Origin of the sequence: Streptomyces sp. NPDC020422 (assembly GCF_044386705.1) — a bacterium.
In the GTDB taxonomy this organism is placed as follows: domain Bacteria; phylum Actinomycetota; class Actinomycetes; order Streptomycetales; family Streptomycetaceae; genus Streptomyces.
The window spans coordinates 353,761-376,123 of record NZ_JBIRVJ010000006.1; the positions used below are offsets into that span (position 1 = coordinate 353,761).

Genomic DNA, 22,363 nt, shown 5'->3' on the forward strand with positions numbered 1-22,363 from the left:
GGGTCAGCTGCCGACGGGGCGGCCGGACAGCGGGATGGTCTCGATCTGCAGGGTCTCGGGGGCGCCGCAGCAACTGCCGCCCTCCTCCTCGGCCGGGGCGTCGAAGAGGCCGGATCCGCCGCACACGCCGGTCTCCGGGAGCGTCAGCTCGACGCGCTCGGCGGCCTCGTGGTCGCCCGCGAGGGCGGCCGCGATCGAACGGACCTGCTCGTAGCCGGTCATGGCGAGGAAGGTCGGCGCGCGGCCGTAGGACTTCATGCCGACGAGGTAGACGTCCTTCTCGGTGTGCGAGAGCTCCTTGGCGCCGTGGGGGTAGACCGTGCCGCAGGAGTGGACGTTGGGGTCGATCAGGGGCGCGAGGTCGACGGGGGCCTGGAGTCGGGCGTCGAGGTCGAGGCGCAGCTCGTCGAGGAAGGAGAGGTCGGGGCGGAAGCCGGTGAGGGCGATGATCTCGTCGACGGGCTCGGTGCGGGTGCCGTCCTCCGCGACGAGCGTGAGCGTGCCGTCGGGGTTCGGCTCGATCTCGGCGATGCGGAAGCCGGTGACGGCGTCGGCGTGGCCGGCGTCGACCGCGGCCTTGGCCGCGAGACCGAGGGCGCCGCGGGCGGGGAGCTGGTCGGCCGAGCCGCCCCCGTACGTGGCGGAGGTGACGCCACGGCGCAGGACCCACAGGGCGCGTGTGCCCGGCGCGGACGCGGCGAGTTCGGCGAGGGCGACGAGCGCGGTGAAGGCGGAAGCGCCGCTGCCCACGACCGCGGTGCGCTTGCCGGCGTGGCGGGCGCGGACCTCGGGGTCGCGGAGGTCGGGCACGCGGTAGGCGATGTGCTTCGCGTGGGCGCGCTCGCCGACGGCGGGCAGGCCGTTGCCGCCGGCGGGGCCGGGCTTGGCCCAGGTGCCGGAGGCGTCGACGACGGCGCGGGCGAGCAGCCGGAGTTCGGTCCCGTCGGCGGCGAGCGCGTGGACGTGGAACGGCTGCTCGTCGCGGTCGGCGTCCACGACGCGGTCGCGGCCGGCGCGGGAGACGCCGGTGACGGTCGTGTTCAGGCGGACGCGGTCGCCGAGCGCGTCGGCGAGGGGCTGGAGGTACGACGCAGCCCAGTCGCCGCCGGTGGGGTAGGCGGCGCCGTCGGGCCGCTGCCAGCCGTTCGCGGACAGGAGCTTCTCGGCGGCCGGGTCGATGACCTCGTCCCAGGTGGAGAACAGGCGCACGTGGGCCCATTCGCGGACGGCGGCTCCGGCGGTGTCCCCGGCTTCGAGCACGAGCGGGTTCAGGCCGCGGTCCGCGAGATGGGCCGCGGCGGCGAGACCGATCGGGCCGCCGCCGATGACGACGACGGGGAGTTCAGCGGCATCGTTGGTGGTCATCGGGGCTCTGTCCTTCGCTGTCGGCGGGGAGAACCCGCGCTCTGCTGATTAGACGTGTATCTAATCTGAGGCCAGCTTGCCGCACACTTCGACGAGTGTCAACATAGAAGGATGTCGAATAAACGTCCCGCGATCACCATCGAGGCGACGCCGGAGGGTTGTTGCGAGCCGCTCGACTCCGGCGCCCTGTCCGAGGACGATGCCGAGTACGCGGCGACCCTGTTCAAGGCGCTCGCCGACCCCGTCCGGCTCCGCCTCTTCTCCCGCGTCGCCTCGCACCCGGCCGGAGAGGCGTGCGTGTGCGACATCTCCGACGTGGGCGTCTCGCAGCCGACCGTCTCCCACCATCTGAAGAAGCTGCGCGAGGCCGGCCTCCTGACCTCGGAACGGCGCGGCACATGGATCTACTACAGGGTCGCGCCACAGCCCGTCGCCACCATGTCCGCCCTTCTGGCGCTGGGCGGTTGAGCATTGCGACATTGATTAGACACATGCAAAAATAGAAGAATGTCGAACCTGAGTACGGTTCCCGAGATCGCCCTTCCCGCACGGGGAAGCGTCCCCTGCTGCCCTCCGCTCATCTCGGCGGAGCTCTCGACGCTGGACGCCGAGCGCCTGGCCAACCTCTTCAAGGCGCTGTCCGACCCGGTCCGGCTGAGACTGCTGTCGCGGGTGGCCTCCCACCCCGCCGGCGAGGCGTGCGTCTGCGACATCGCGGACGTGGGCGTCTCCCAGCCGACGGTCTCCCACCATCTGAAGAAGCTGCGCGAGGCAGGACTGCTGACCTCCCAGCGCCGGCGCACCTGGGTGTACTACCGCGTGGACCCGGACGTCTTCGCCGCCCTGGCGTCCCTCCTGGCCATGCCCGAGCGCGCCTGACCGCGTCCGCGGTGAAGAAGCGGGCGGGCATCGCGTACGGGGGGATGGCCGCGACGCCCGCCCGCGGTCTCAGGTGGGGCGGATGCCGTGCACGGTCGTGCCGGCGAGACCCACCCCGCGGAAGGGGCGTACGTCCGGCTCCTCGGCGGAGGTGTAGACGTTCAGCCACAGCGGGGCGGCCACGGCGGCCGCCTCCCCCGACTCCGGCGCGTAGGAGAGCAGCAGCGTCGGGTCCGAAAGGGCGGTGAGGCGGACCACCCGGTCCGCCTGGTGGGAGCCGCTGCCCGGTTCGACCGCCTGGCCCGGGACGGCGGTGAAGCCGAGCCGCGACTTGAAGCCGAAGAGCCCGGCGTTGCCCACGTGCCCGTACAGGTTGATGTCCCGCCCCAGGGTGGCCCACCGCCTGCCCCGCAGCCGTGCCTCGCGCAGCGTCTCGCCGTACAGGACCCGGGAGAGACTGTCACCGCGCTGGTCCGCCGACACGGCCGAGAACCGTGCCCGCATCTCGTCCATCGCCGGCAGGTCCTGGTTCAGGCAGGCTCCCACGAGGGCGTCCCCGGAGCGGACCGTGACGACGCGGTACGTCTCCGCCTCGGCGAGGATGCCACCGCGCTGCTGGACCGCGACGGCCCAGCCGTGCCGCATGAGGGCGACCTGGCGCTCGTACAGCGCCAGGAACTCGTCGAGCAGTGGCACCGTCAGCGGCTCCGTCGCCACCCGCAGGCCGGCCTCCCGCGCCCTGCGGTAGGCCGCCCGCACGTCGTAGCGGTCCTTCCCCGACAGGGTGGCGAGGTACTTCTCCTCCGAGTCCAGGGGCTCCGCCCGCCACATGACGACCTGCGGCTTGGGCAGGAACCCCGCCGCCCGCAGCGCCGGCCAGGCGGCCGCGGGCGGGTCCTGGACCCTGACGACGTCGGCCTCGTGCTCGAACGCCCGCCATGCGCCGCTGAGGGCCTGGTCGAGGTCGACGAGTGCCATGGGCAGCCCCATGGAGTCGACGATCACGCGACCGCCGCCAGGATGTCCTCGTCGCCGGACGAGCGCTTGAACCGGCGCAGCCTCAGGCTGTTGGTCACGACGAAGATGCTGGAGAGGGCCATGGCCGCACCCGCGATCATCGGGTTGAGCACCCCCGAGGCCGCGAGGGGGATGCCGGCGAGGTTGTAGACGAACGCCCAGAACAGGTTGCCCTTGATCGTCCCGAGGGTGCGCCGGGAAAGACGGACGGCGTCGGCGGCGTCGCGCAGGTCTCCCCGTACGAGGGTGATGTCGCTGGCCTCGATGGCGGCGTCGGTGCCGCCGCCGATGGCGATGCCGAGGTCGGCCTGGGCCAGCGCGGCGGCGTCGTTGATGCCGTCGCCGACCATGGCCACGTTCCGTCCCTGGTCCTGCAGGCGGCGCACCACGGCCGCCTTGTCCTGGGGCAGGACCTCCGCCTCGACTTCGGTGATGCCCATCTCGTCGGCGATGCGGCGGGCCGCGCCCTTGCTGTCTCCGGTCAGCAGGATGGGCGTGAGGCCGAGGCCGCGCATCTCGTCGACGGCCCGGCGGCTGGTGGGCTTGGCCTCGTCGGCGACGAGGAGGAGTCCGCGCAGGCGCCCGTCCCAGCCGACGGCCACCGGAGTGTGGCCGCTGCCCTCGATCTCGCCCAGGCGGCTGCGGAGGCTCTCCGGCGTGCTCATCCGCTCGCCGACCCAGCCCGGTCGGCCGACGGTGATCTCGCGGCCGTCGACCGTGCCCACCACGCCGAAGCCGGCGCTGGCCCGGAAGTCGGCGACCGCGGGCAGGTCCGGGGTCAGCTCCCTGGCCGCGGTGGTGACGGCGGTGGCGATGGGGTGCTCGGAGGAGTGCTCCAACGCACCGGCGAGGGTGAGCAGTTCGTCCCGGGTGGTGCCCTCCGCGCAGACGGTCTCGACGAGTCGCATCTTTCCGGTGGTGACCGTGCCGGTCTTGTCGAGGAGGACGGTGTCGATGCGGCGGGTGGACTCCAGGACCTGGGGTCCGCGGATCACGATGCCGAGCTGGGCGCCCCGCCCGGTGCCCACGAGGAGGGCGGTCGGGGTGGCGAGCCCGAGGGAGCACGGGCAGGCGACGACGAGGACGGAAACCGCCGCGGTGAGCGCGACGGCCGAGTCCCCTCCGTTGCCGATCCAGAAGCCGCCGACGCAGAAGGCGATGGCGACGACCACGGGGACGAAGACGGCGGCGATCCGGTCGGCCAGCCGCTGCACGGGGGCCTTGCCCGCCTGGGCGTCGGAGACGAGCCGGCTGATGTGGGCGAGCTGCGTGTCCGCACCGACGCGCTCGGCGCGCACCGTGAGACGGCCGCTGGTGTTCACCGTGGCGCCGACGACGCTGTCGCCGACCGTCACCTCCTGCGGGACGCTCTCTCCCGTCAGCATCGACCCGTCGACCGCGGACGTGCCTTCCACGACCACGCCGTCGGTGGCGATCTTCTCGCCGGGGCGGACCACGAAGCGGTCGCCGACCCGGAGTTCGCCGATCGGAATGGTCACCTCCTGGCCCGCGCGCACGGCCGTGACGTCCTTGGCCCCGAGTTCGAGCAGCGCACGGACCGCGTTGCCCGCCCGGCGCTTGGCGCGGTGTTCCGCGTAGCGACCGACCAGGACGAAGAGGGTCAGGGAGGTGGCGACCTCCAGGTAGATGTGGTGCAGCCCCTGGCCCGGGGTGGGGGTCATCAGGAACGGCATCTGCATGCCGGTGATGCCGGCGTAGCCGAAGAACAGGGCGTACAGCGACCAGCCGAAGGAGGCGAGGACGCCGACGGACACCAGCGTGTCCATCGTGCCGCCGGCCTGCTTGAGGTTCTTCCAGGCGGCCGTGTGGAACGGCCAGGCGCCCCAGACGGCGACCGGTGCGGCGAGGGTGAGCGAGAGCCACTGCCAGTGGTCGAACTGGAGCGGCGTCACCATGGCCATCGCGATGACCGGCACGGTGAGCGCGAGGCAGATGAGGATGCGCCGGCGCATGGCGGCCAGTTCGCGGTCGGCGGCCTCCGCGGCCGTCTCGACCGTGCCCGCCGCGGCCGCCGCCTCGGGGGGTGGCGGCAGCTCGGCGGTGTAGCCCATCTTCACGACCGTGTCGATGAGGTCGTCGACCGAGTGCCGCTCGTCGAAGCTGACGTGGGCGCGTTCGAGGGCGAAGTTGACCTCGGCGGTCACGCCCTCGAGCCGGTTGAGCTTCTTCTCTATTCGAGCCGAGCAGGCACCGCAGGTCATGCCGCCGATGTCGAGCGTGACCACGGCCGGTGCCGTCGTGGCAGTGCCTGCCATGACTGCGTTCTCCTTAGGACGGGGGCTGGGGTTACAGGGGCGGCAGGGCGCTGCCGAGCAGGTACGAGATGCCGAAGCAGGCGACGAGGCCGACGGCGAAGAGGGCGAGCTTGGCGGGCGGGTTCACGCGGCCGTTCCGGCGAACTCGTATCCGGTGCGCTCGACGGCCGCCTGGACGGACCCGGCGTCGACGCCCCCGGGCGCGGTGACGGTGACCCGGCCCGCCTTGTGGTCCACGACCACCTCGGCGCCCTCGCCGAGGTCCGTCTCGATGGCGGTGCGGATGCGCTTGGCGCAGCCGCCGCAGGTCATGCCGCGGACGTCGAAGACGGTGGTGGCGGTGTCGCTCATGAGGTGCTCCGTTCGTTGGTGGTCTTCAGGTAGGTCCCGATGCGGTGCAGTGCCTGAGCGATGTCGCCGGCGCTGACCGCGTACGAGAGGCGCACATGATCGGGCGCGGCGAAGTCGCGGCCGGGCATGACCGCGACGCCCGCGTGTTCCAGGAGGTCGCGGGCGACGGTGCCCGCGTCGTCGTCGGGCCGGGTGTACAGGCCCCGGACGTCGACGAAGGCGAAGAAGCCGCCCTGGGGTTTTGCCGTGAGCCTCAGGGGCGGCAGTTCGGCGAGGCCGTCCCTCATCAGCGTCCGCCGGACGCCGAGCTCGGCCGCGCGCCGGGCGAGCTCCGTGTCGGTGTCGCCGGTCAGGGCGGCGAGCGCGGCGTACTGGGAGATGGAGGACGGGGCGGAACTGGTGTGTCCCTGGACGGCCGTGAGGGCCGCCGCGACGGGCGCAGGCGCGGCGGCGTAGCCGATGCGCCAGCCGGTCATCGCGTAGGTCTTGGAGAAGCCGCCGATGGTGACCGTCCGCTCCGCGACCTCCGGGCCGAGGGAGGCCACGCTGGTGAAGGCGGCTCCCTCGTGGACGAGGTCTCCGTAGATCTCGTCGCTGACGATGACGAGGTCGTGCTCGACGGCGACGGCCGTCAACGCCTGGAGTTCCGCGCGGTCGTAGACGACGCCGGTGGGGTTCGAGGGGCTGTTGAGGAGGACGACCCTGGTCTTCGGGGTGATAGCTCGCCTCAACGCCTCGGGGGTGAGCTTGAAGCCGGTGCCGGCCGTGTCGACGACGACCGGGACGGCCCCGGCGAGAGCGATCATGTGCGGGAAGCTCACCCAGTGGGGGGCCGGCAGGATCACCTCGTCGCCGGGCTCGCAGAGCACGGTGAAGATCTGGGCGAGTGCCTGCTTGGCGCCGTTCGTGGTGACGATCTGGTGCGCTTCGTAGGAGCAGCCCCAGTGGGTGGCGAGCCGCCGGGCGATCGCGTCCCGCAGGGGTCCGATACCGGCGACGGGGGTATAGCGGGTGCGGCCGTCGGCGATCGCCTGTCGTGCCCCGTCGGCCGCCTGCTCGGGGGTGGGGAAGTCGAGCTCGCCGCCGGTGAGGTTGATGATGTCGGCGCCGTCCGCAAGCAGGGCTTTGACGTGTGCGTCCAGGGCGGCGGTGCTGGAGGCGGGCAGGTTCCGCGCGCGGGTACTGAGCACGGCGGCTACTCCGCCTTCACGTCGAACGCGGCGGTGGTCGCCTTGCCGGACGCCGGGGTGACGACCACGGAGACCAGCCAGTCGCCGGGCATGCCCAGGACGAGCTTGGCCTCGTAGCCGTCGCCCTTGGCTTCGGCGGACTGGTTGCCGCCCTTCATCTTCATGTTGGGCATCTCGGGGTTGATCTCGACCTTCGCCCCCTGCACGGGCTTGCCCGCCGCGTCCTTGACGGTGATGGTCGCCGTGCCGGCCGCGCCGCCGCCCTTGGCGGGGCAGGGCGCGACCGCGAAGGCGATCTCCAGCCCCGCCTCGGTCTTCGTGCCGCGGCAGCTCGCGTCGAGGGCGGTGCCGCCGCCCGAGCCGCCGCCGGCCGACGCGGCGGGGGTACTGCATCCGGTGACGAGGACCGCGGCCAGGGCCGCACTCGTCACGGCGGCCAGGCGCACTGCCTTCGTGCCGCGTACGGCGGGCCGGTTGGTGGCCGTGCGCCGGGTCATCTGCACTCCTTATGGACGGGCGGGCGGGGAGGGGTCAGCCGCAGCAGGACGACTTCTTCGGCGCGGCGGCCGCGGCCTCGGCGGGCTCGGCCCCGGCGGGCTCGGCGGTGTCGGCCGCCGGCTTGGGGCCGCAGCACGAGGCCTTCTTGGGGGCCTCGGCGGCGTCAGCCGGCTTCGGACCGCAGCAGGACGACTTCTTCGGCGCGGCGGGCTGCTCGGCCTTCTCCGGCGCGGCGGGCGCGGTGGCCTCGGCGGTCGGCTTGGGGCCGCAGCACGACGACGCCTTCGGCGCCTCGACCGTCGGGGCGGCGCTTCCCTGGGCCGCGTCCCAGAACATGCTTCCGAGCTTGGTGTCAGACATGGGTGGTGTCCTTTCCTTGGGCGTTGCCGGTGGTGTTGTTGCGGGTGCGGCCCTCATGGGCCTGGCAGAGCTCGGTGAGCCGGCCGCCCGCGGTGAGCAGTTCGACGGGGAGGCCGGATTCGACGATGCGGCCGTCCTCCAGGACGAAGACCTGGTCGAGGTCCTCGATGAGGGTCAGCCAGTGGGCGACGACGATCGCGGTACGGCCTTCGAGGAGGCGACGGATCGCGCCGAAGACCAGGCGCTGTCGCTCCGGGTCGACGCTGGAGATGGCCTCGTCGAGGACGATGACGCGCGGGTCGACGAGCATGGCCCGCGCGAGGGCGATGAGCTGGCGCTCGCCGACGGACAGGCGTGAACCGCGCTCTCCGACCCTGGTCCTGTAGCCGTCGCGCAGTCCTGAGATCACCTCGTGGGCGCCGACGGCCTTGGCCGCCTCGACGACCTGCTCTTCGGTGGCCTCGGGCCGGCCGAACAGGATGTTCTCGGTGACGGTGCCGTCGAAGAGCTGCGCCTCCTGGGTGACCAGGAGCACCTGGGAGCGGACGGAGGCGCTGCTGATGCCGGCGAGGTCGTGGCCGTCGATGCGGACGGTGCCGCGGGTCGGTGTGTAGAGGCGCACCAGCAGCTGCATCAGGGTGCTCTTGCCGGCACCGCTGGTGCCGACGATGCCGATGTGCTGACCGGGTTCGGCGTGCAGGCTGATGCCGTGGAGGACGTCCGGCCCGTCGCCGTACGCGAAGGTGACGTCGTCGACGTCGACCGCGCCCTCCACCGGCGGCAGGGTGCCGGAGCCGCTCTGCTCCTCCTCCAGGTCGAGCACGTCGAGCATGCGCTGCGCGGAGGCGGCGATGTCGGACGCCTGGCCCATCTGGTTGGCGAGGTCGCGGACGGGGTTCAGCATGCGCTTGACGAAGAGCGCGAACGCGGCGAGGGTGCCGGCCGCCAGGGCGGTGCCGGAGGCCATGCCCATGGACGCCATCATGGTGTCGGTGCCCATGAGCATCCAGGTCATCGGCATCATGCCGGAGGCCATGTCGAAGAAGAACCCGGAGCCCAGCTGGTGTCCGTTGATGATCTGGAGACCGCCGAAGAAGATCAGCAGGGCCAGCGCGAGGAAGACGCTGAAGCCGAGGTGCGAGGTGAGCCACAGCCGCTTGCGCGAGAGCCGGTTGTGGACCTCGCTGTACTCCTCCGAGCGCCGGCGGAGGTCGGCGAGGACCGACTCCTCCTGGCCGAAGGCGCGGATGTCGGCGAGTCCGTCGATCCGCTGGTTGAGGTAGCCGACCACGTGGTCCCAGCCCTCGCGCTGCGCACGGGTGTCGGGTCGCAGGCGCGCCGTCCACTTCACCGCGATCCACACCATCAGCGGGATCGTGATGAGCGTGGGCAGGGCGACGAGGGGGCTCAGGGCGAGCAGGAAGACGGCGAACGCGATGAACCAGATGACGCTGTTGGTGATCTCCATCAGCGTCTTGGTCAGGAAGCCGCGGAAACGATTGGCCTCGAAGAGGACCCGGGTGACCCACGCCCCGCTCTCCTGGGCGACGTGCCGGGAGAGCTGGACGTTGTGCAGGCGCCGCACGAGGTCGTTGCGGATGGTGACCGTCAGGCGCTCGTTCACCCGGATCATCGCCGAGTTGTAGGTGATGCGGATGAGGTTGTCGAGGACGGTCAGCAGGACGAGGTTGAGGGCCGTCGAGCGGACGGCCTCCATGTCGCCGATGACGATGTGGCCGATGCCGGCCATCACCGTGTACATCACCGCGATCGTGACGACCGTGTTGACGACGGCCATCGACGTGGCGACCGTCAGCCAGCCCCAGTGGGGTCGCAGATAGGGAAGGAAGCGGCGTACGGCGCGCAGCAGCGTCCGTCGGGCCGCGGCCTGGTCCGGGAGTGCCTCGTTCGCCTGAATGGACGTGGTGGTCATGCTTCCCTTCCTCCGTCCGCGCTGGTCGCGCCCGCGAGGGTGGCCGTGGCGTCCGCGGAGGACTCCGGGGAGGCGAGGCTGATGGTGCGGTCGACGTAGCCGGCCACGGCCGGCTGCTGGGAGGCGATGACCAGCGTGCGGCCCCGGCGGATCCGCAGGACGGTCTCCAGGAGCGCGGCCTCGGTCTCGGCGTCCAGGTTCGCCGTCGGGTTGTCGAGCAGCAGGATGTCGGGGTCCACGAGCAGCACCCGGGCCAGGCCGATGCGCTGGCGCTCACCCGCGGAGAGGTCCAGGGTGCTGGCGCCGAAGCGCCGGTCCAGCGGGATGTGGGAGAGTCCGGCGGCCTCGACCGCGTGGGCCGTCTCGTCGCGGGTGGCTTCGGGGCGGGCGAAGCGGACGTTGTCCTCGAGGGTGCCCTCGAAGATCCACTGGCGCTGGGGCAGACAGACGATCCGGCGGCGCAGTGCCTCGGACTCGTAGGTACGGGCGTCGACGCCGTCGTACGTGACGCTGCCCGCCTCGGGGTCGCGCAGCCGGGCCAGCACATGGAGCAGGGTGGACTTGCCGCTGCCGGTGGGGCCGGTCAGCAGGACGGCCTCGCCGGGCTCGACGCGGAACTCGGCCTTGTCCAGGATCCGGCGCCCCGCGACGTCCACGTCGATGCCGGAGGCGTGGATCCCGCCCAGGGCGGGGACGTCGGCGCTGCCCTCCCCGGTGGCGAGCACGGAGCGGGCGTCCATGACGCGGAGCAGGCGCTGGGCGGTGACGACGCTGCGGAAGGCTCCGTTCACGTGCATGGCGAGCATGTGGACGCTCATCTGGAACATCATGACCAGGGCGACGACGGCGACGAGGTCGCCGACGGTGCTGGTGCCGTCCAGGACCGCGTTGCCGCCGGCCCACAGGGCGATCGGCGTGGGCAGGCCGCCGATGACGTTCAGGATCGCTTCCCAGCGGCTGTACGTGCGCTTCATCTGGCCGTCGCGGGCCGTGTGGGCCTCGTTGACCTTGTTCAGGCGGTCGGAGGCGTCCGCCTCGCGGCCGTACGACTTGACCACGTTGATGTTGGCGAGCGACTCGCCGACACCGGCGAGGAGCTTGGTGAACTGGCTCTTCAGCTCGATGAACGCCCGCTGCAGGCGCAGCTGGACGGTGAAGTTCCCGATGACCACGAAGATCAGCGGGATGCAGGCCAGCAGGGTCGTGCGCGGGTCGATGACGAGCGCCGTGACGAGCATGGCGAGCATGACGAGCAGCTGGTTCGCCAGCTCCAGCAGGCCGCCGTTGGTGAGGCCGCGGACCGAGACGGCGTCGGAGACGAGCCGGGTGAGCGCGCGGCCGCCGGACGCCTCGGCGACATCGGCGGGACCCAGGCGCATCATCTTGCGCACCAGGTCCTCGCGCAGGTCGTTGACGGCCTTGCTGGCGACGGTGAACCGCATGCGCTTGCCGTAGTGCAGCAGGGCCGTGGTCGCGACGCCGGCGGCCAGCACACCGGCCGAGGTGATCAGCAGGCTGCTCGACTTCCCGCCCAGGACGCCGATGTCGATGGCGTAGCGGGTCAGGAGCGGCACGGCGATGTTGCCCAGGAGGCCGATGAACATGACCACCGTGGCGGTGATCATCTCGCGGCGGTAGCGCAGCGGGTAGCCATAGATGAAGCGCAGCGCGCGAAGCGAGTCGTTCAACGTCGAGCCCCCTCTGATGTGTGGTGGTGGGTGGTGTTCGGCGGACCGCACCCGCCGGGTGCGGTCCGCTGGAGCGTCCCGCGAAGGGATCAGTCGCAGCAGGCGCAGGCGCAGCCGCACTCCTGGCCGTCCTCGGCCACGTCCTCGGCGCCGCTGGTCTCGCAGCAGCCCGAGCCGATCATGTCGTCAGCCATGGTCCCTCCTCTCGGTTTCTTGATTCGATGATTTCAAAAGTATCGAAGCACGGTGCCTGGTGGACCGTCAACAGATCTTCACCAAGCCGGAGTCGTCAGCAGCAGCTGGTGTGCGGACGCTCGACTGCGGCGTCGGCCGCCGCGTCGTCGACCAGCCGGATGGCGAGCTGCTCACGGACCTTCGCGTAGTCGCGCTCCAGCTGCTCCAGGCTCTCTCCGGCGAGCACGATGCGACCGAACGCACCGCCCTTCGGGTGCTCGACGGGGAGCACGGCGTCGCCGGGCTTGACGTCGAACTCGACGAACGGCGCCACCGGGGACTCCAGTCCGCTCAGCGATCCGAGGGCCTGCGCGTCGTAGTCGATGCGCCCGCTCCCGTCGAAGACGATGCTGCGGTAGAGCCCGAAGGACGCCTTGGGGGTCCCGGGTTCCGCGTGCCGGCCCAGGGCGGCCTCGGTGGCGATCAGGCTCGGCTCGTATCCCGTGGTCGACCGGATCATCTCGACCGCCTGCCCGCCGGGCACGCGGGGATTGATCTCGCCGGCCCGCCAGCCGTCCGACGTGAGGGTGAACTGGAGGGCCGCGACCCAGTCGTCGAGGCCGACGGCCGCGAGGACGCGGTCCGCGAGGTCTTCGAGCTCGGCGAGCCGCTCGGCGTCGAGGCGGCTCGGGAAGAACCCTCCGACCTTGACGAAGGTCGGAGGCGGCCCGACCTCCCCCTCGACGACCCACACGACCTGGGTCCGCCCCCCGACACGGGAGGCGAAGACACCGAACTCCGGGCCGGTGACGTACTCCTCGATGAGCGCCGTGTCCCGCCCACCGTCCAGGATGTCGCCGACCGCCCGTTCCACCTCCTCGCCGCTCTCGCAGTACTTCAGGCCGGCGGCACTGGAGGCGTCACGGGGTTTGACGACCACGGGGAGGCCGAGCTCCCCGGCGGCCTCGGCTCCCTCCCCGGCACTGGCGACCACCCGGTTGCGCGGCACGGGGACGCCCGCCTCCGCGAGAAGCCGGTGGGTCGCCGCCTTGTCGATGCAGTCGCGGGCGGCCTGTTCCGTGACACCGCGGTCCAGCCCCAGCTCGGCGCGCAGCCGCCCGGCCAGCGGGACGAGCCGCTCGACCCCGGTGACGACGGCGTCGACGGGCTGGTCGGCGTGGGCCGCGGCGACCAGGGCGACCACGTCGTCCCAGTCGTCGAAGTCGACCTCCAGCGGGTAGTCGGCCAGCATCAGCTGCTCGATCGTCATGTCCTCCTCGGCGAACACGACCTCGTAGTCGGTGTGTTCCTTCAGCTGCTGCACCGTGCGCTGGCCGCCGAGGACGAGGATGCGAGGGGTCAAGGGAGCATCACCTGCTGGTGGTCGGGCTCGACGTGGAGTCGGAGCGATTCGAGGATGGCGCGGTACCGGCTCTCCAGCTCCGCGGGGTCGTCGCCGTAGACCACGATGCGGCCGTAGCTCCCGCCGTCCGGGTCGTCGACGCTGCGGACGCTGTCGCCGGGTTCGATGTCGAGCGTGACGGCGGGCGCGTCGATGCCGTCGGGGTCGTACCAGGCCGTGCCGGGGCTGTCGGAGGTGACGCACCGGTACAGGACCCGGGTCGCCGTGGGCGTCCCGCGCGTGACCGGCACGCCGAGGGCGATCTCGGCGGCGGCACGCGTCAGGTCGATGCCGCTGATGCGCTCCGTGGCGGCGCACAACTGCCCGCCGGGCGGCCGGGCGGCCACGTTGATCAGGACGGGGCCGTCTTCCGTGAGCCGGACCTGGGCGTGCGAGACGGCGTGGTCGAAGCCGAGCACGGCCAGCGCGCGCGTGACGAAGGCCGCCACCTCGGACTCCCGCTCGGGACTGAGCCCGCTGGGGAAGTCGTACCCCGTCTCGGCCTGCCGGGGACCGGGCCCCACGTGCTGGGCGAGGACACCGACGACCTCGGTCCTGCCGTCGCGGGTGATGCTCTGCACGGCGTACTCGGGACCCTCGACCACACGCTCCACGAGCAGTGCGGTGGGACCGAGAACCCCGACGGCGCGGGTCACGTCCTCGGGGCTGCGGCAGAGCATGCTGCCCCGTCCTCGGGATCCGGTCGCCTTCTTGACGACGACGGGCAGGCCGAGGCGCCGGGCCGCGGCCGCGGCGTCGGCCGGGTCGACGGCCGGCAGGTGGTCGGGGACGCGCACTCCCCCGCCGGCGAGCACCATCCGCATGCGGATCTTGTCGTGGCAGGCGAGCGCGGCCTGGAGGTCGAGGCCACGGGTGCCCAGCCGCGCGGCGAGGTAGCTGGCCAACGGCAGGTGCGCGTCGTAGACGCTGAAGACCGCGTCGAGCGGGCGGGCAGCGTGGAGCCGGCGCAGTGCCGCCTCGGCGGCCTCCCAGTCGTCGAGGTCGATGTCCAGGGGCACGTCGACCCTGCAGGCGAGATCGAGCGGCGTGGGGTCGTCGAGCAGGACGGACCGCACGTCGAGCCGGTCGAGGACGTCGACCACGCGGCGTCCCGAGACGCACGCCACGCTGGGTCGTGTGTCGGCGGCGGGATGGGCGTTCATCAGCAGCACCGCCTGACGATGTCGAGCTGCTCGTCGGCACCCTGGCACCGCTCTTCGAGGCGACGGCAGGCCGCGTGCAGAGCGGCCCGGTCGGCGCGATCGGAGGTGTCGAGGGCGAGGTAGAGCGGGACGGGGTGGGCGCCGAGCTTGCGCTTCTCCGCGCCGTTGGACCGGCCGAGGTCGATGGAGCCGACGTCCGTCGCGATGGCGCCCTCGATGAGCCGGGCGGCCATGGCCCGGTACGGCACGAAGTGCGCGAGCCGCTCGGTGTCGAGCCCGGCCAGCCACATCGACCACTTCCGGGCGAACTGCCAGCCGGCGAAGACCGCCACGGTCCGCCCGTCGGCGTCGACGGCGGTCACCATGCGCTCGTACGGAGCGAGGCGGGCCTTGACGGCGTGGAGGAACGCCTCGGGCAGCACGTCCGTGGGCGTGCCACGGTTCTCGAGGATGGAGTGCAGGAGGCGTACGAGGGTGTCCGCGTCCGCCGGGGCCTCCGCCACGGTGTAACCCCGGCCGGAGACCCGGCGTTCCTTCTCCAGCTTGCGGCGCAGACGGCCGGGGGCCGCGCCCCAGTAGTCCGCGACCGAGGGCACATCGGTGGAGCAGCGGTACGAGGTCGTGATGTGGGCGGTGGCGTAGCCGTGCCGCAGCAGCAGTCCGCCGAGGTCACCCGCCGGGGCGTTCGCCACGCCCCAGGTCCGTATGCCGTCGCCGCGCGCGGTCTCCGCGAGACCGGCGATCAGCGAGACCAGAGCCCCCTCGTGGCCGGGCACGGCGAGCGGTCCGCCGTCGAGGGCCGCGAGGCTGTGGGCCAGGAGGACGGGGCCGCCCAGGTCGAGCTGGGCGAGGTCCGTCAGGTAGGACAGCCGGGGGCAGTCGTGCACGACGTACGCGGGGCACACCCCGACGAGGAGGTCGCCCTGGTACGCCAGCAGATGGCGGGCCTCGAAGCGGCCCGGTGGGGCGTCCTCGAAGGCGGCGAGCCACTCCCACGTGTGGAAGACGCTCCCGCCGGCCCGGGCGACGACGCGGTTCCACTGCTCGGCGTCGACCGACCGAATGGAGGTCCGCACGTCGATCCGGTGCGGTCGCGACAGCTTCGCTGCGGGTTCGGTGAGGGTCATCCGAGCCACCTCAGCAGCACGACTTGAACTCGCGGCTGTCGGTCTGCGCGGGACCGAGGCCGTCTGCGAACACCACCTGCAGGCTGAGGGCCTTGCGGACCTGTTGCTCCGCCCGGTCGAGCTCCTCGGGCGTCTCGCCGTAGACCACGATGCGGCCGTAGACGCCGCCGTGGGGATGCTCCTTGGGCCGGACGGTCTCGCCGGGCTCGACCTCGACCTCGACGATGGGGGCGAACGGCCCTTCCTCCGCGTCGACTTCGTCGTACAGGAGCGTGCCCGCGGTGTCGAAGACGATGCTCGCGTAGCGCGCGTACGGCACGGTGGTCCGGGCGTCGGCCTGCGGAAGCCCCAGGGCCTGACGGGTGACGGCCTCCGTCATGTCGACGCCGCTGACGGCGGTGGTCATCTCGACGAGCCTGCCTCCGGGGCGGCGCGCGTTGACCTCGATGACCCGGAAGCCGTCCGGGCCGCGCCGGATCTGGGTGTGGCTGATCCAGTCGCGCACGCCCAGGGCGGCGAGGACGTCCCGCATGAGTCCGTCCAGCTCGCCGCGCTCGTCCGCCGACAGACCGCTCGGGTGCTCGTATCCCAGCTCGACGAAGACCGGCGGAGGCGTCATGCGCTGCCGGAAGACGCTGAGGACGCCGGTCGTGGAGCCCTGGGTGAGGGTCTGCACGGCGTACTCGGGCCCGTCGACGTACTCCTCGATCAGGGCCCCGGGCAGGGGGCCGGCCGGAGCGGCGAACAGCGCGCTGACGGCCGCGCGGAGCTCCCGCTCGTCCTGGCAGCACCGCACGCCGAACGCGCCCGCTCCGTCGCGGGGTTTGACGACCGCGGGGTACCCGATGTCCCCGGCCGCGTCGATCGCCTCCTCCACGGTGGTGGCGAGCGCGAAACGGGGCACGGGCAGGCCCGCCTCGCTCAGCACGGTCCGGGTGCGCCACTTGTCGCGGCAGTTCGTCGCCGCGGTCTCGTCGAGGCCACGGGGGTTGTCGACGAGCAGCGCGCCGAGGTGCGCCATCAGGGGCAGTCGCGGTTCCGTGTGGGTGAGCACGGCCACGGGGGCCTCGTCGCCGAGCTCGGAACGTATCGCGTCGGCCACCGCGGCCCAGTCGTCGAGGGCGACGTCCAGGTGGGCGTCGACCCAGGGCATGCAGTGCCAGGGCACCTGTTCGTCCACGAGCACCACGCGGTACCCGAGGTCCCGCACGACGGCGAACTCCCGTTCGCTGCGGCCTCCGAGCACGACGACGGAGCCGGCGCCGCTGTTGGATGGATCAGTCACGTGCTGCGGTCCTTCGGGGTGAGGTCGGATGGAGGCGTGCCGGGTCAGCAGCAGGTGTTGGCCTTCTTGGCCGCGGCGGCGACGGCCTGGACCGCGGGGCGCTGCAGGGCGTCGAGCTTCATGGCCTCGACGATGCCGGCGATCTGGCCTATCTCCTCGTTCTTCAGCCCGAGCTTCTTCGCGGCGGCGAGGAAGGACCGGACGGTCTCCTCGCGGTCCTGCATGAGCGCGGCGCAGAGGGCGACGGCGGCGCGGGTCTTGGCATCCAGGGCGTCGTGGTCGAAGACGGCGCCGAAGAACTCCTGGTAGCTCTTGGAGAAGGCGGCGTGGTGCTCGCCGACCGTGGGGGCGAGCTGGATGAGCTGGGTCGAGACGGACTGCTGGGCCGCGGCCATGGCGATACTCCTGAGGGAAAAGGATGGTGACGGGGATCAGTTCCGGGTGATCAGGTTCTGGGTGATCAGTTCTGGTGATCAGCCCTGGGCGATCAGTTCTGGTGATCAGCTCTGGGTGATCAGCTCTGGGTGGCGAGGTGGTGGATCGTCTCCAGGACGAGCCTGCCCGCCTTGCCGAGCGCGTCGGGCTCGATCCGCTCGGGGCTGTCGAGCGGCGAGTGGTAGTGCGCCGCCCCGACTCCGATGCCCGCGGCGGGGAATCCGGCGGACGCGTAGCGCCGGTTGTCGGAGGACACCGTGCCCGCGTAGAGCTGGATGCCGAGGCGCCTGCCGGCGCTGTCGAGTGCGGCGATGATGTGCCGGGGAACCGGGTCGGCCGGTCCGAGCTCGATCGCGATCCCGCCGTTGAACTTGCCGGCCATGTCGAGGTTGAGCGCGTCGGGTTCGACGCCCGCTTCACGCAGTGCGCGCGCGTGGTGCCCGGATCCGAGCGTGCCGATCTCCTCGGCGTCGACCAGGGCGAAGACGACCGGCCGGGGCAGCGGCGCCGAGGAGGCCAGCACACGCGCGACCTCGCACAGCACCGCGGTGCCGCTGGCGTTGTCGCCCGCGCACGGGAAGTGGCGCTCGGGATCCGAGCCGACACCGTCGTAGTGGGCGCTGAGGAGGATGGGCCTCGCCTCCGGGTCGCTGCCCGGCAGGGTGGCGATGATGTTCGTGCCCGTGGCGGGCACGCGGACCAGCGGCACGTGGGCGGTGACCACGCCGCCGACCGCGTCGGCCAGCAGGTCCGGCCGCACCGCCACGACGGGGAGACCGACGGGTGTCGGGCCCTGGACGCGCTTGGTGAGGAACCCGGAGCCGTCCGCGTTCTGCGCGGTGAGGACGCCCACCGCGCCGCGCGACACCAGGGTGTCGGCGAGTCTCGCGAAGGCGTCTCCCTGGGGGACGGTCGACAGGGCTGCCCACTCCCCCGGCCCCGCGTCCTCGGAGACCGTGCCGGTGACGGGCCCGGGCATCGGTCCCGAGCGCGGGTGCTCGGCGAACTCGGCGCGGTGGACGAGCTCGCGGTCGAGCCGGGCGCCCTCCGCCCGGAGGGTGGGCTGGGCCGCCAGTCGCATGATCTCGCGGATGGCGAAGCCGTCCAGCTCGGGCGTCAGGCCGTACGAGGTCAGCTCCGCGGCGAGGAACCCGGTGGCCAGGTCGTGCCCGGCGGTGCCGGGGGCACGCCCCTGCATGTCCGGCGTGCACAGGGCCCGGAGCGTCGTCAGGGCGCGGTCCGCGTCGAACGCGTCCGCCGCCGACCGCGCCGCGACGGGCTCCTGGCCGTGGGCTGTGTCCTTCATCTGTGGCGTCTTCCTCAGCAGCCGCCGCCGGGCTCACCGCAGCAGCCGCCGCCCTGACCGCCGGCGACCGCGCCGGTGGCGTCGGCCGGCTCGCCGCAGCAGCCGCCCTGCGAGGCGCCCGCGGTGGCGGTCGGGTCCGTGACGAAGCCGCCGACGGACTCCTGCTCGGTCGCCTCGGTCGAGTTCGTGGCCATGACCCACTTCCTTCCCGCTCATCTGATTCGAACTCTCTTTACTTAAACAAGTATCGAATCAGAGTGATCGTCGTGTCAATGGCCGCGACGCGCCCGCTCGCCGACCGCGTCCAGGAACACCCTGATGAGCGGGTGGAGTTGCTCGGCGGTCGACGACAACTCGGGCTGGAACAGGCTGCCGACGAAGAAGGGGTGGTCGGGCAGCTCCACCGCGCGGGGCGCCTTCTCCGCGTCCCAGCCGCTGATGCGCAGGGAACCGGAGAGGATCTCCTCCTCGTAGTCCGGGTTGAGGCCGTACTTGCAGTGGTACGTCTCCACGGTCTGCTCCAGGCCCGGGTAGGCGGAGGCGAGCCGGCTGTCCGGCGCGAAGTGGAGCGGTGCCGTCTCGCCCACGAGGGAGCAGCAGAGCGGGACGATCAGCGGGGTGGCGGCGTCCGCGTCGTACTGCACGTCCTCCGCGTCCTCGAGGCCGAGGACGTTGCGGGCGTACTCGATGAGCGCGTGCTGGAAGCCGCCGCAGGTGCCGAGGTAGGGAATGCCGAGGGTGCGGGCGGTGCGGATGGCGAGGAGCACGTTCGCCTGGCTGACGTACGGCGAACCGGGGACCACCCAGATCCCGTCGTACCCGGCGATGGCCTCGGTCACGGTGCTGCTGGGAAGCCAGTCGACGTCGACGCCGAAGGCGGGGACGATCTCGTCGAATCGGGCATGGGCGGGTACGCGGTCGCTGCGGTCGCCGACGAGGGCGAGCCTGGGGCGCGAGGTCATCGGGATGCCTCCGGTCCGGTGGGGGTGAGTCCAGTGGGGGTGCAAGGGGACGCTTCGTCTTCGAGGCGGCCGGACGGCGCTCGGCTCACCACAGGGGCCGCCCGGTCATGCGGGGCGCCGGGTCGAGGCCGAGCAGCGCGAGGACGCTGGGCGCGATGTCGGCGAGGGTGGCGGGACCGGCGGGCACGGCCGTCTGCTGCCCGGGAGCCGGGACCAGCACGGCCGGGACGGGGTTGGTCGTGTGACCGCCGTACGGCCGGCCGCCGTCGGTTGCGCCGGTGGCCTCGGTGAGCATCTTCTCGGCGTTGCCGTGGTCCCCGACGAGGAGCACCCAGCGGCCGGTCGCCCGGGCCGTGCGGCAGATGGCCTCCACGGCACGGTCGGTGTGCTCGGCGGCCTGCCGGGTCGCGTCGAAGTGGCCGGTGTGGCCGACGACGTCGATGTTGGCGAGGTTGGCGACCACGAGGGGGACGTCCTCACGCCTGGCGGCGGAGTTGACGGCCTCGGTGACGCGGTCGATGTTCATCGACGGTCGTGCCGTGTAGTCGGCGGCCGTATCACCGGTGATCCTGATGTGCTCCTCGACGGGGACTTCGGTCGCGTCCCGGCCGTTGAGGTAGTACGTGACGTGCTCGAACTTCTCGGCCTCGGCGATCCGCACGGAGCGCACGCCCTGCGCGGCGAGCACGGTGGCGAGGCCGCCGCCCGCGTCCGACCGGTGCACCAGCGGCGGGATGGGCGCCTCGGTGTCGTACTGGGCGAGGCTGAGGAACGCGACCTGCCGGCCGGCGAGACGGACGTACAGGTCGTCCGCGAGCTGCTGGATGCGGTCGCTGCGGAAGTTCGTGAACAGGACGGCGTCGCCGTCCTGGACGAGTCCGACCGGTCGGCCGTCGGCACCCGTGACGACGCAGGGCGGCACCCACTCGTCACCGCGCCGGGTGAGTTCCAGCGCCTCCCGCGGCTCGCCGATCGCTTCGCCCTTGCCGTCGACGAGCGCGAGGGCGACCTTCTCGGTCAGTTCGAGGTTGCCGCTCTTGTCGAGGGCGTAGCCCCGTCCGACGACGCTCGCGATCCCGCCGATCCCCGCCTCGGCGGCGAAGCCGTCGACGAGACCTAGGTAGGCGGCCGCCGTGTGGTCGGCGACGTCCCGCCCGTCGGTGATGGCGTGGATGTGGACCCGGGGCACGCCGAACCGCGCCGCGATGCGGAGCAGTTCCTGCAGGTGTCGCACATGTGCGTGGATCATGCCGTCGGAGCAGAGCCCGATGAGGTGCAGGGCCCCGCCGGTCGAGGCGAGGCGGGTCAGCGCCTCGGTCAGGGTGCTGTTGGCGCGCATGCGTCCGCTGGAGATCTCCTCCTGGACGAGCACGCTGTCGTACGGGATGGGGCGGCCGGCGCCGATGACCATGTGGCCGATCTCGGAGTTGCCCACCGTTCCGGGGAGGAGTCCGACGGCGGTGCCGGAGGCGTCGGCGAAGACGGTGGGGCAGGCGCCGAGCAGGCCGTCCAGGTAGGGGGTGGAGGCCGCGGTGAGGGCGTTGGCCTCGCTGGGCTCCGCGTGCCCCCAGCCGTCGAGCACCAGCAGGATGCCCGGGGTGCCGGCGCTCACAGGGTGCTCGTGGTGTCGTCGTCGCGCAGGCTGTCCAGCGTCTTCCAGAAGGTCGGGAAGGACTTCGCGACGCAGCCGGGGTCCTTGATGACGACGCCTTCGGTGCGCAGGCCGGCGATGGCGAAGCACATCGCGATGCGGTGGTCGTCGTAGGTGTCGATGACCGCGCCCTGCGGGGTGCCTCCGGTGATGGTCATGGCGTCGGGGAACTCCTCGACGGTGATGCCCATCCTGCGCAGCTCGGTGGTGACGGCCGCGATGCGGTCGCACTCCTTGATCCGGAGGCTGGCGATGTTGCTGATGTGTGTGGTGCCCTGGGCGAAGGCGGCGACCACGGCGAGGGTGGGGACGACGTCGGGCATGGTCTCCATGTCGATGTCGATGCCGTGGAGTTCCCCGCCGGTCAGGGTGATGGAGTCGTCCGTGACCTCTGCCGTGCAACCCATGCGGACCAGGGCGTCGACGAGGCCGACGTCGCCCTGCTTGGAGCTCCTGCCGATGCCGGGGATGGTGACCGTGCCGCCGAGCACCGCGGCGGCGGCGAGGAAGTACGACATGCCGGAGGCGTCGGGCTCGACGGCGACCGTGCCGCCGCGCAGCTTCTGGCCGGCGGCGACCTTGAAGCGGGTGTAGCCGTCGCGCTCTACGGCGACGCCCATCTCGGCGAGGGCGGCGATCGTCATCTCGACGTACGGCTTGGAGATCAGGTCGTCGATGACGTGGACCTCGGTGTCCTGCTCGGCGCGCGTGGCGTTGACCAGCAGGCTGGAGGTGAACTGGGAGCTGACCGCGCCGCTGATCCGGGTGGACCCGCCGCGGAAGCTCGGGCCGGTGACCTTGATCGGCGGGCTGCCGTTGCCGCGGACGGCCTCGGCCGTCACGCCCAGGCCCGGGAGCGCTTCGAGGAGGGAGCCCATGGGACGCTCCTGCATGCGCTTGGTGCCGGTGAGCACGGTCGTCCCCTCGGCGTGGCCGGCCATCGCGATCAGGAAGCGGATCGGGGTGCCGGCCGCTCCGACGTACACCTCCTCGGCGGGAGCCACCATGGGCCTGCCGGTGGGCGTGACGGTGATCCGTTCGGCGGCGGCGTCGATGTCCACCTCGACATGGCCGAAGGCGCGCAGCGCGCCGGCGAGGAACTGCGTGTCGTCGCAGACGAGCGCGCCCTCGATCGTGGTGGCCTCACCGGACAGGGCGGCGAGCGCGAGGTAGCGGTTCGAGTAGCTCTTGGAGCCGAGGACCTTCACTCGCTTGTCGAAGCTCTGCAGCGGTCGGATCGTGACGCTTTCGGCCTTCATCCGCAGGTCTGTCCCGAACGAGCTCAAAGCCTTCTCCCGATG

General features: G+C 72.1%; 21 protein-coding genes. 2 read left to right on the forward strand and 19 right to left on the reverse strand.

The window, feature by feature from the left end; all coding sequences use genetic code 11:
* Positions 1 to 3: 3 nt before the first annotated feature.
* Positions 4 to 1,365, reverse strand: coding sequence for an FAD-dependent oxidoreductase (locus tag ACH414_RS18595; RefSeq protein WP_382533690.1), 1,362 nt, complete (start codon positions 1,363 to 1,365; stop codon positions 4 to 6).
* A 111-nt stretch (positions 1,366 to 1,476) separates the two neighbouring features.
* Between ACH414_RS18595 and ACH414_RS18600 the strand changes: the two genes are divergently transcribed.
* On the forward strand, positions 1,477 to 1,833 hold the full coding sequence (locus tag ACH414_RS18600) for an ArsR/SmtB family transcription factor (RefSeq protein WP_386566668.1): 357 nt from the start codon (positions 1,477 to 1,479) through the stop codon (positions 1,831 to 1,833).
* A 39-nt stretch (positions 1,834 to 1,872) separates the two neighbouring features.
* Positions 1,873 to 2,244, forward strand: a complete 372-nt coding sequence (locus ACH414_RS18605; RefSeq protein WP_398942495.1) for an ArsR/SmtB family transcription factor — start codon at positions 1,873 to 1,875, stop codon at positions 2,242 to 2,244.
* A 69-nt stretch (positions 2,245 to 2,313) separates the two neighbouring features.
* On the opposite strand, the gene ACH414_RS18610 is transcribed toward ACH414_RS18605, so the two are convergent.
* From ACH414_RS18610 to aroA, 18 genes are all read right to left on the reverse strand, one after another.
* Positions 2,314 to 3,249, reverse strand: coding sequence for a GNAT family N-acetyltransferase (locus ACH414_RS18610; RefSeq protein WP_382533684.1), 936 nt, complete (start codon positions 3,247 to 3,249; stop codon positions 2,314 to 2,316).
* The gene (locus ACH414_RS18615) at positions 3,246 to 5,537 is read right to left on the reverse strand and encodes a heavy metal translocating P-type ATPase (RefSeq protein WP_398942497.1); all 2,292 of its coding nucleotides are present in this window, start codon (positions 5,535 to 5,537) and stop codon (positions 3,246 to 3,248) included. The genes ACH414_RS18610 and ACH414_RS18615 overlap by 4 nt, the downstream gene beginning before the upstream one ends.
* Positions 5,538 to 5,660: 123 nt before the next feature.
* The gene (locus tag ACH414_RS18620) at positions 5,661 to 5,888 is read right to left on the reverse strand and encodes a heavy-metal-associated domain-containing protein (protein WP_382533680.1); all 228 of its coding nucleotides are present in this window, start codon (positions 5,886 to 5,888) and stop codon (positions 5,661 to 5,663) included.
* Complete coding sequence (locus tag ACH414_RS18625) at positions 5,885 to 7,078, reverse strand: pyridoxal phosphate-dependent aminotransferase (protein ID WP_382533678.1); 1,194 nt, start codon at positions 7,076 to 7,078, stop codon at positions 5,885 to 5,887. The genes ACH414_RS18620 and ACH414_RS18625 overlap by 4 nt, the downstream gene beginning before the upstream one ends.
* Before the next feature lie 5 nt (positions 7,079 to 7,083).
* Entirely contained in the window at positions 7,084 to 7,575 is a 492-nt protein-coding gene (locus ACH414_RS18630; protein ID WP_382533676.1) for a FixH family protein, read from the reverse strand.
* 34 nt (positions 7,576 to 7,609) lie between these two features.
* A complete protein-coding gene (locus ACH414_RS18635) occupies positions 7,610 to 7,936 on the reverse strand; it encodes a hypothetical protein (RefSeq protein ID WP_382533674.1) in 327 nt (108 codons plus the stop codon).
* A complete protein-coding gene (locus ACH414_RS18640; protein WP_382533672.1) occupies positions 7,929 to 9,869 on the reverse strand; it encodes an ABC transporter ATP-binding protein in 1,941 nt (646 codons plus the stop codon). Before ACH414_RS18640 ends, ACH414_RS18635 begins: the two co-directional genes overlap by 8 nt.
* The gene (locus ACH414_RS18645; RefSeq protein ID WP_382533670.1) at positions 9,866 to 11,557 is read right to left on the reverse strand and encodes an ABC transporter ATP-binding protein; all 1,692 of its coding nucleotides are present in this window, start codon (positions 11,555 to 11,557) and stop codon (positions 9,866 to 9,868) included. The genes ACH414_RS18640 and ACH414_RS18645 overlap by 4 nt, the downstream gene beginning before the upstream one ends.
* A 289-nt stretch (positions 11,558 to 11,846) precedes the next feature.
* The gene (locus ACH414_RS18650) at positions 11,847 to 13,094 is read right to left on the reverse strand and encodes an acetyl-CoA carboxylase biotin carboxylase subunit family protein (RefSeq protein WP_386566658.1); all 1,248 of its coding nucleotides are present in this window, start codon (positions 13,092 to 13,094) and stop codon (positions 11,847 to 11,849) included.
* Positions 13,091 to 14,296: an acetyl-CoA carboxylase biotin carboxylase subunit family protein gene (locus ACH414_RS18655; RefSeq protein ID WP_398942631.1), complete on the reverse strand. Its 1,206-nt coding sequence runs from the start codon at positions 14,294 to 14,296 to the stop codon at positions 13,091 to 13,093. The genes ACH414_RS18650 and ACH414_RS18655 overlap by 4 nt, the downstream gene beginning before the upstream one ends.
* Positions 14,296 to 15,423: a GNAT family N-acetyltransferase gene (locus tag ACH414_RS18660; RefSeq protein WP_398942500.1), complete on the reverse strand. Its 1,128-nt coding sequence runs from the start codon at positions 15,421 to 15,423 to the stop codon at positions 14,296 to 14,298. The genes ACH414_RS18655 and ACH414_RS18660 overlap by 1 nt, the downstream gene beginning before the upstream one ends.
* 10 nt (positions 15,424 to 15,433) lie before the next feature.
* A complete protein-coding gene (locus ACH414_RS18665) occupies positions 15,434 to 16,708 on the reverse strand; it encodes an acetyl-CoA carboxylase biotin carboxylase subunit family protein (RefSeq protein WP_398942502.1) in 1,275 nt (424 codons plus the stop codon).
* A 44-nt stretch (positions 16,709 to 16,752) separates the two neighbouring features.
* The gene (locus ACH414_RS18670) at positions 16,753 to 17,103 is read right to left on the reverse strand and encodes a carboxymuconolactone decarboxylase family protein (RefSeq protein ID WP_382533663.1); all 351 of its coding nucleotides are present in this window, start codon (positions 17,101 to 17,103) and stop codon (positions 16,753 to 16,755) included.
* Positions 17,104 to 17,222: 119 nt separating this feature from the next.
* The gene (locus ACH414_RS18675) at positions 17,223 to 18,449 is read right to left on the reverse strand and encodes a M28 family metallopeptidase (protein WP_398942504.1); all 1,227 of its coding nucleotides are present in this window, start codon (positions 18,447 to 18,449) and stop codon (positions 17,223 to 17,225) included.
* Between the two features lie 14 nt (positions 18,450 to 18,463).
* Entirely contained in the window at positions 18,464 to 18,643 is a 180-nt protein-coding gene (locus ACH414_RS18680; RefSeq protein ID WP_382533658.1) for a hypothetical protein, read from the reverse strand.
* A 75-nt stretch (positions 18,644 to 18,718) separates the two neighbouring features.
* Positions 18,719 to 19,411, reverse strand: a complete 693-nt coding sequence (locus ACH414_RS18685) for a hypothetical protein (protein WP_382533656.1) — start codon at positions 19,409 to 19,411, stop codon at positions 18,719 to 18,721.
* An 85-nt stretch (positions 19,412 to 19,496) separates the two neighbouring features.
* Entirely contained in the window at positions 19,497 to 21,023 is a 1,527-nt protein-coding gene (gene gpmI, locus ACH414_RS18690) for a 2,3-bisphosphoglycerate-independent phosphoglycerate mutase (protein ID WP_386566649.1), read from the reverse strand.
* Positions 21,020 to 22,321 (reverse strand): 3-phosphoshikimate 1-carboxyvinyltransferase, encoded by a 1,302-nt coding sequence (gene aroA / locus ACH414_RS18695; RefSeq protein WP_398942507.1) that lies wholly within the window; start codon positions 22,319 to 22,321, stop codon positions 21,020 to 21,022. The genes gpmI and aroA overlap by 4 nt, the downstream gene beginning before the upstream one ends.
* Between the last annotated feature and the right edge of the window lie 42 nt (positions 22,322 to 22,363).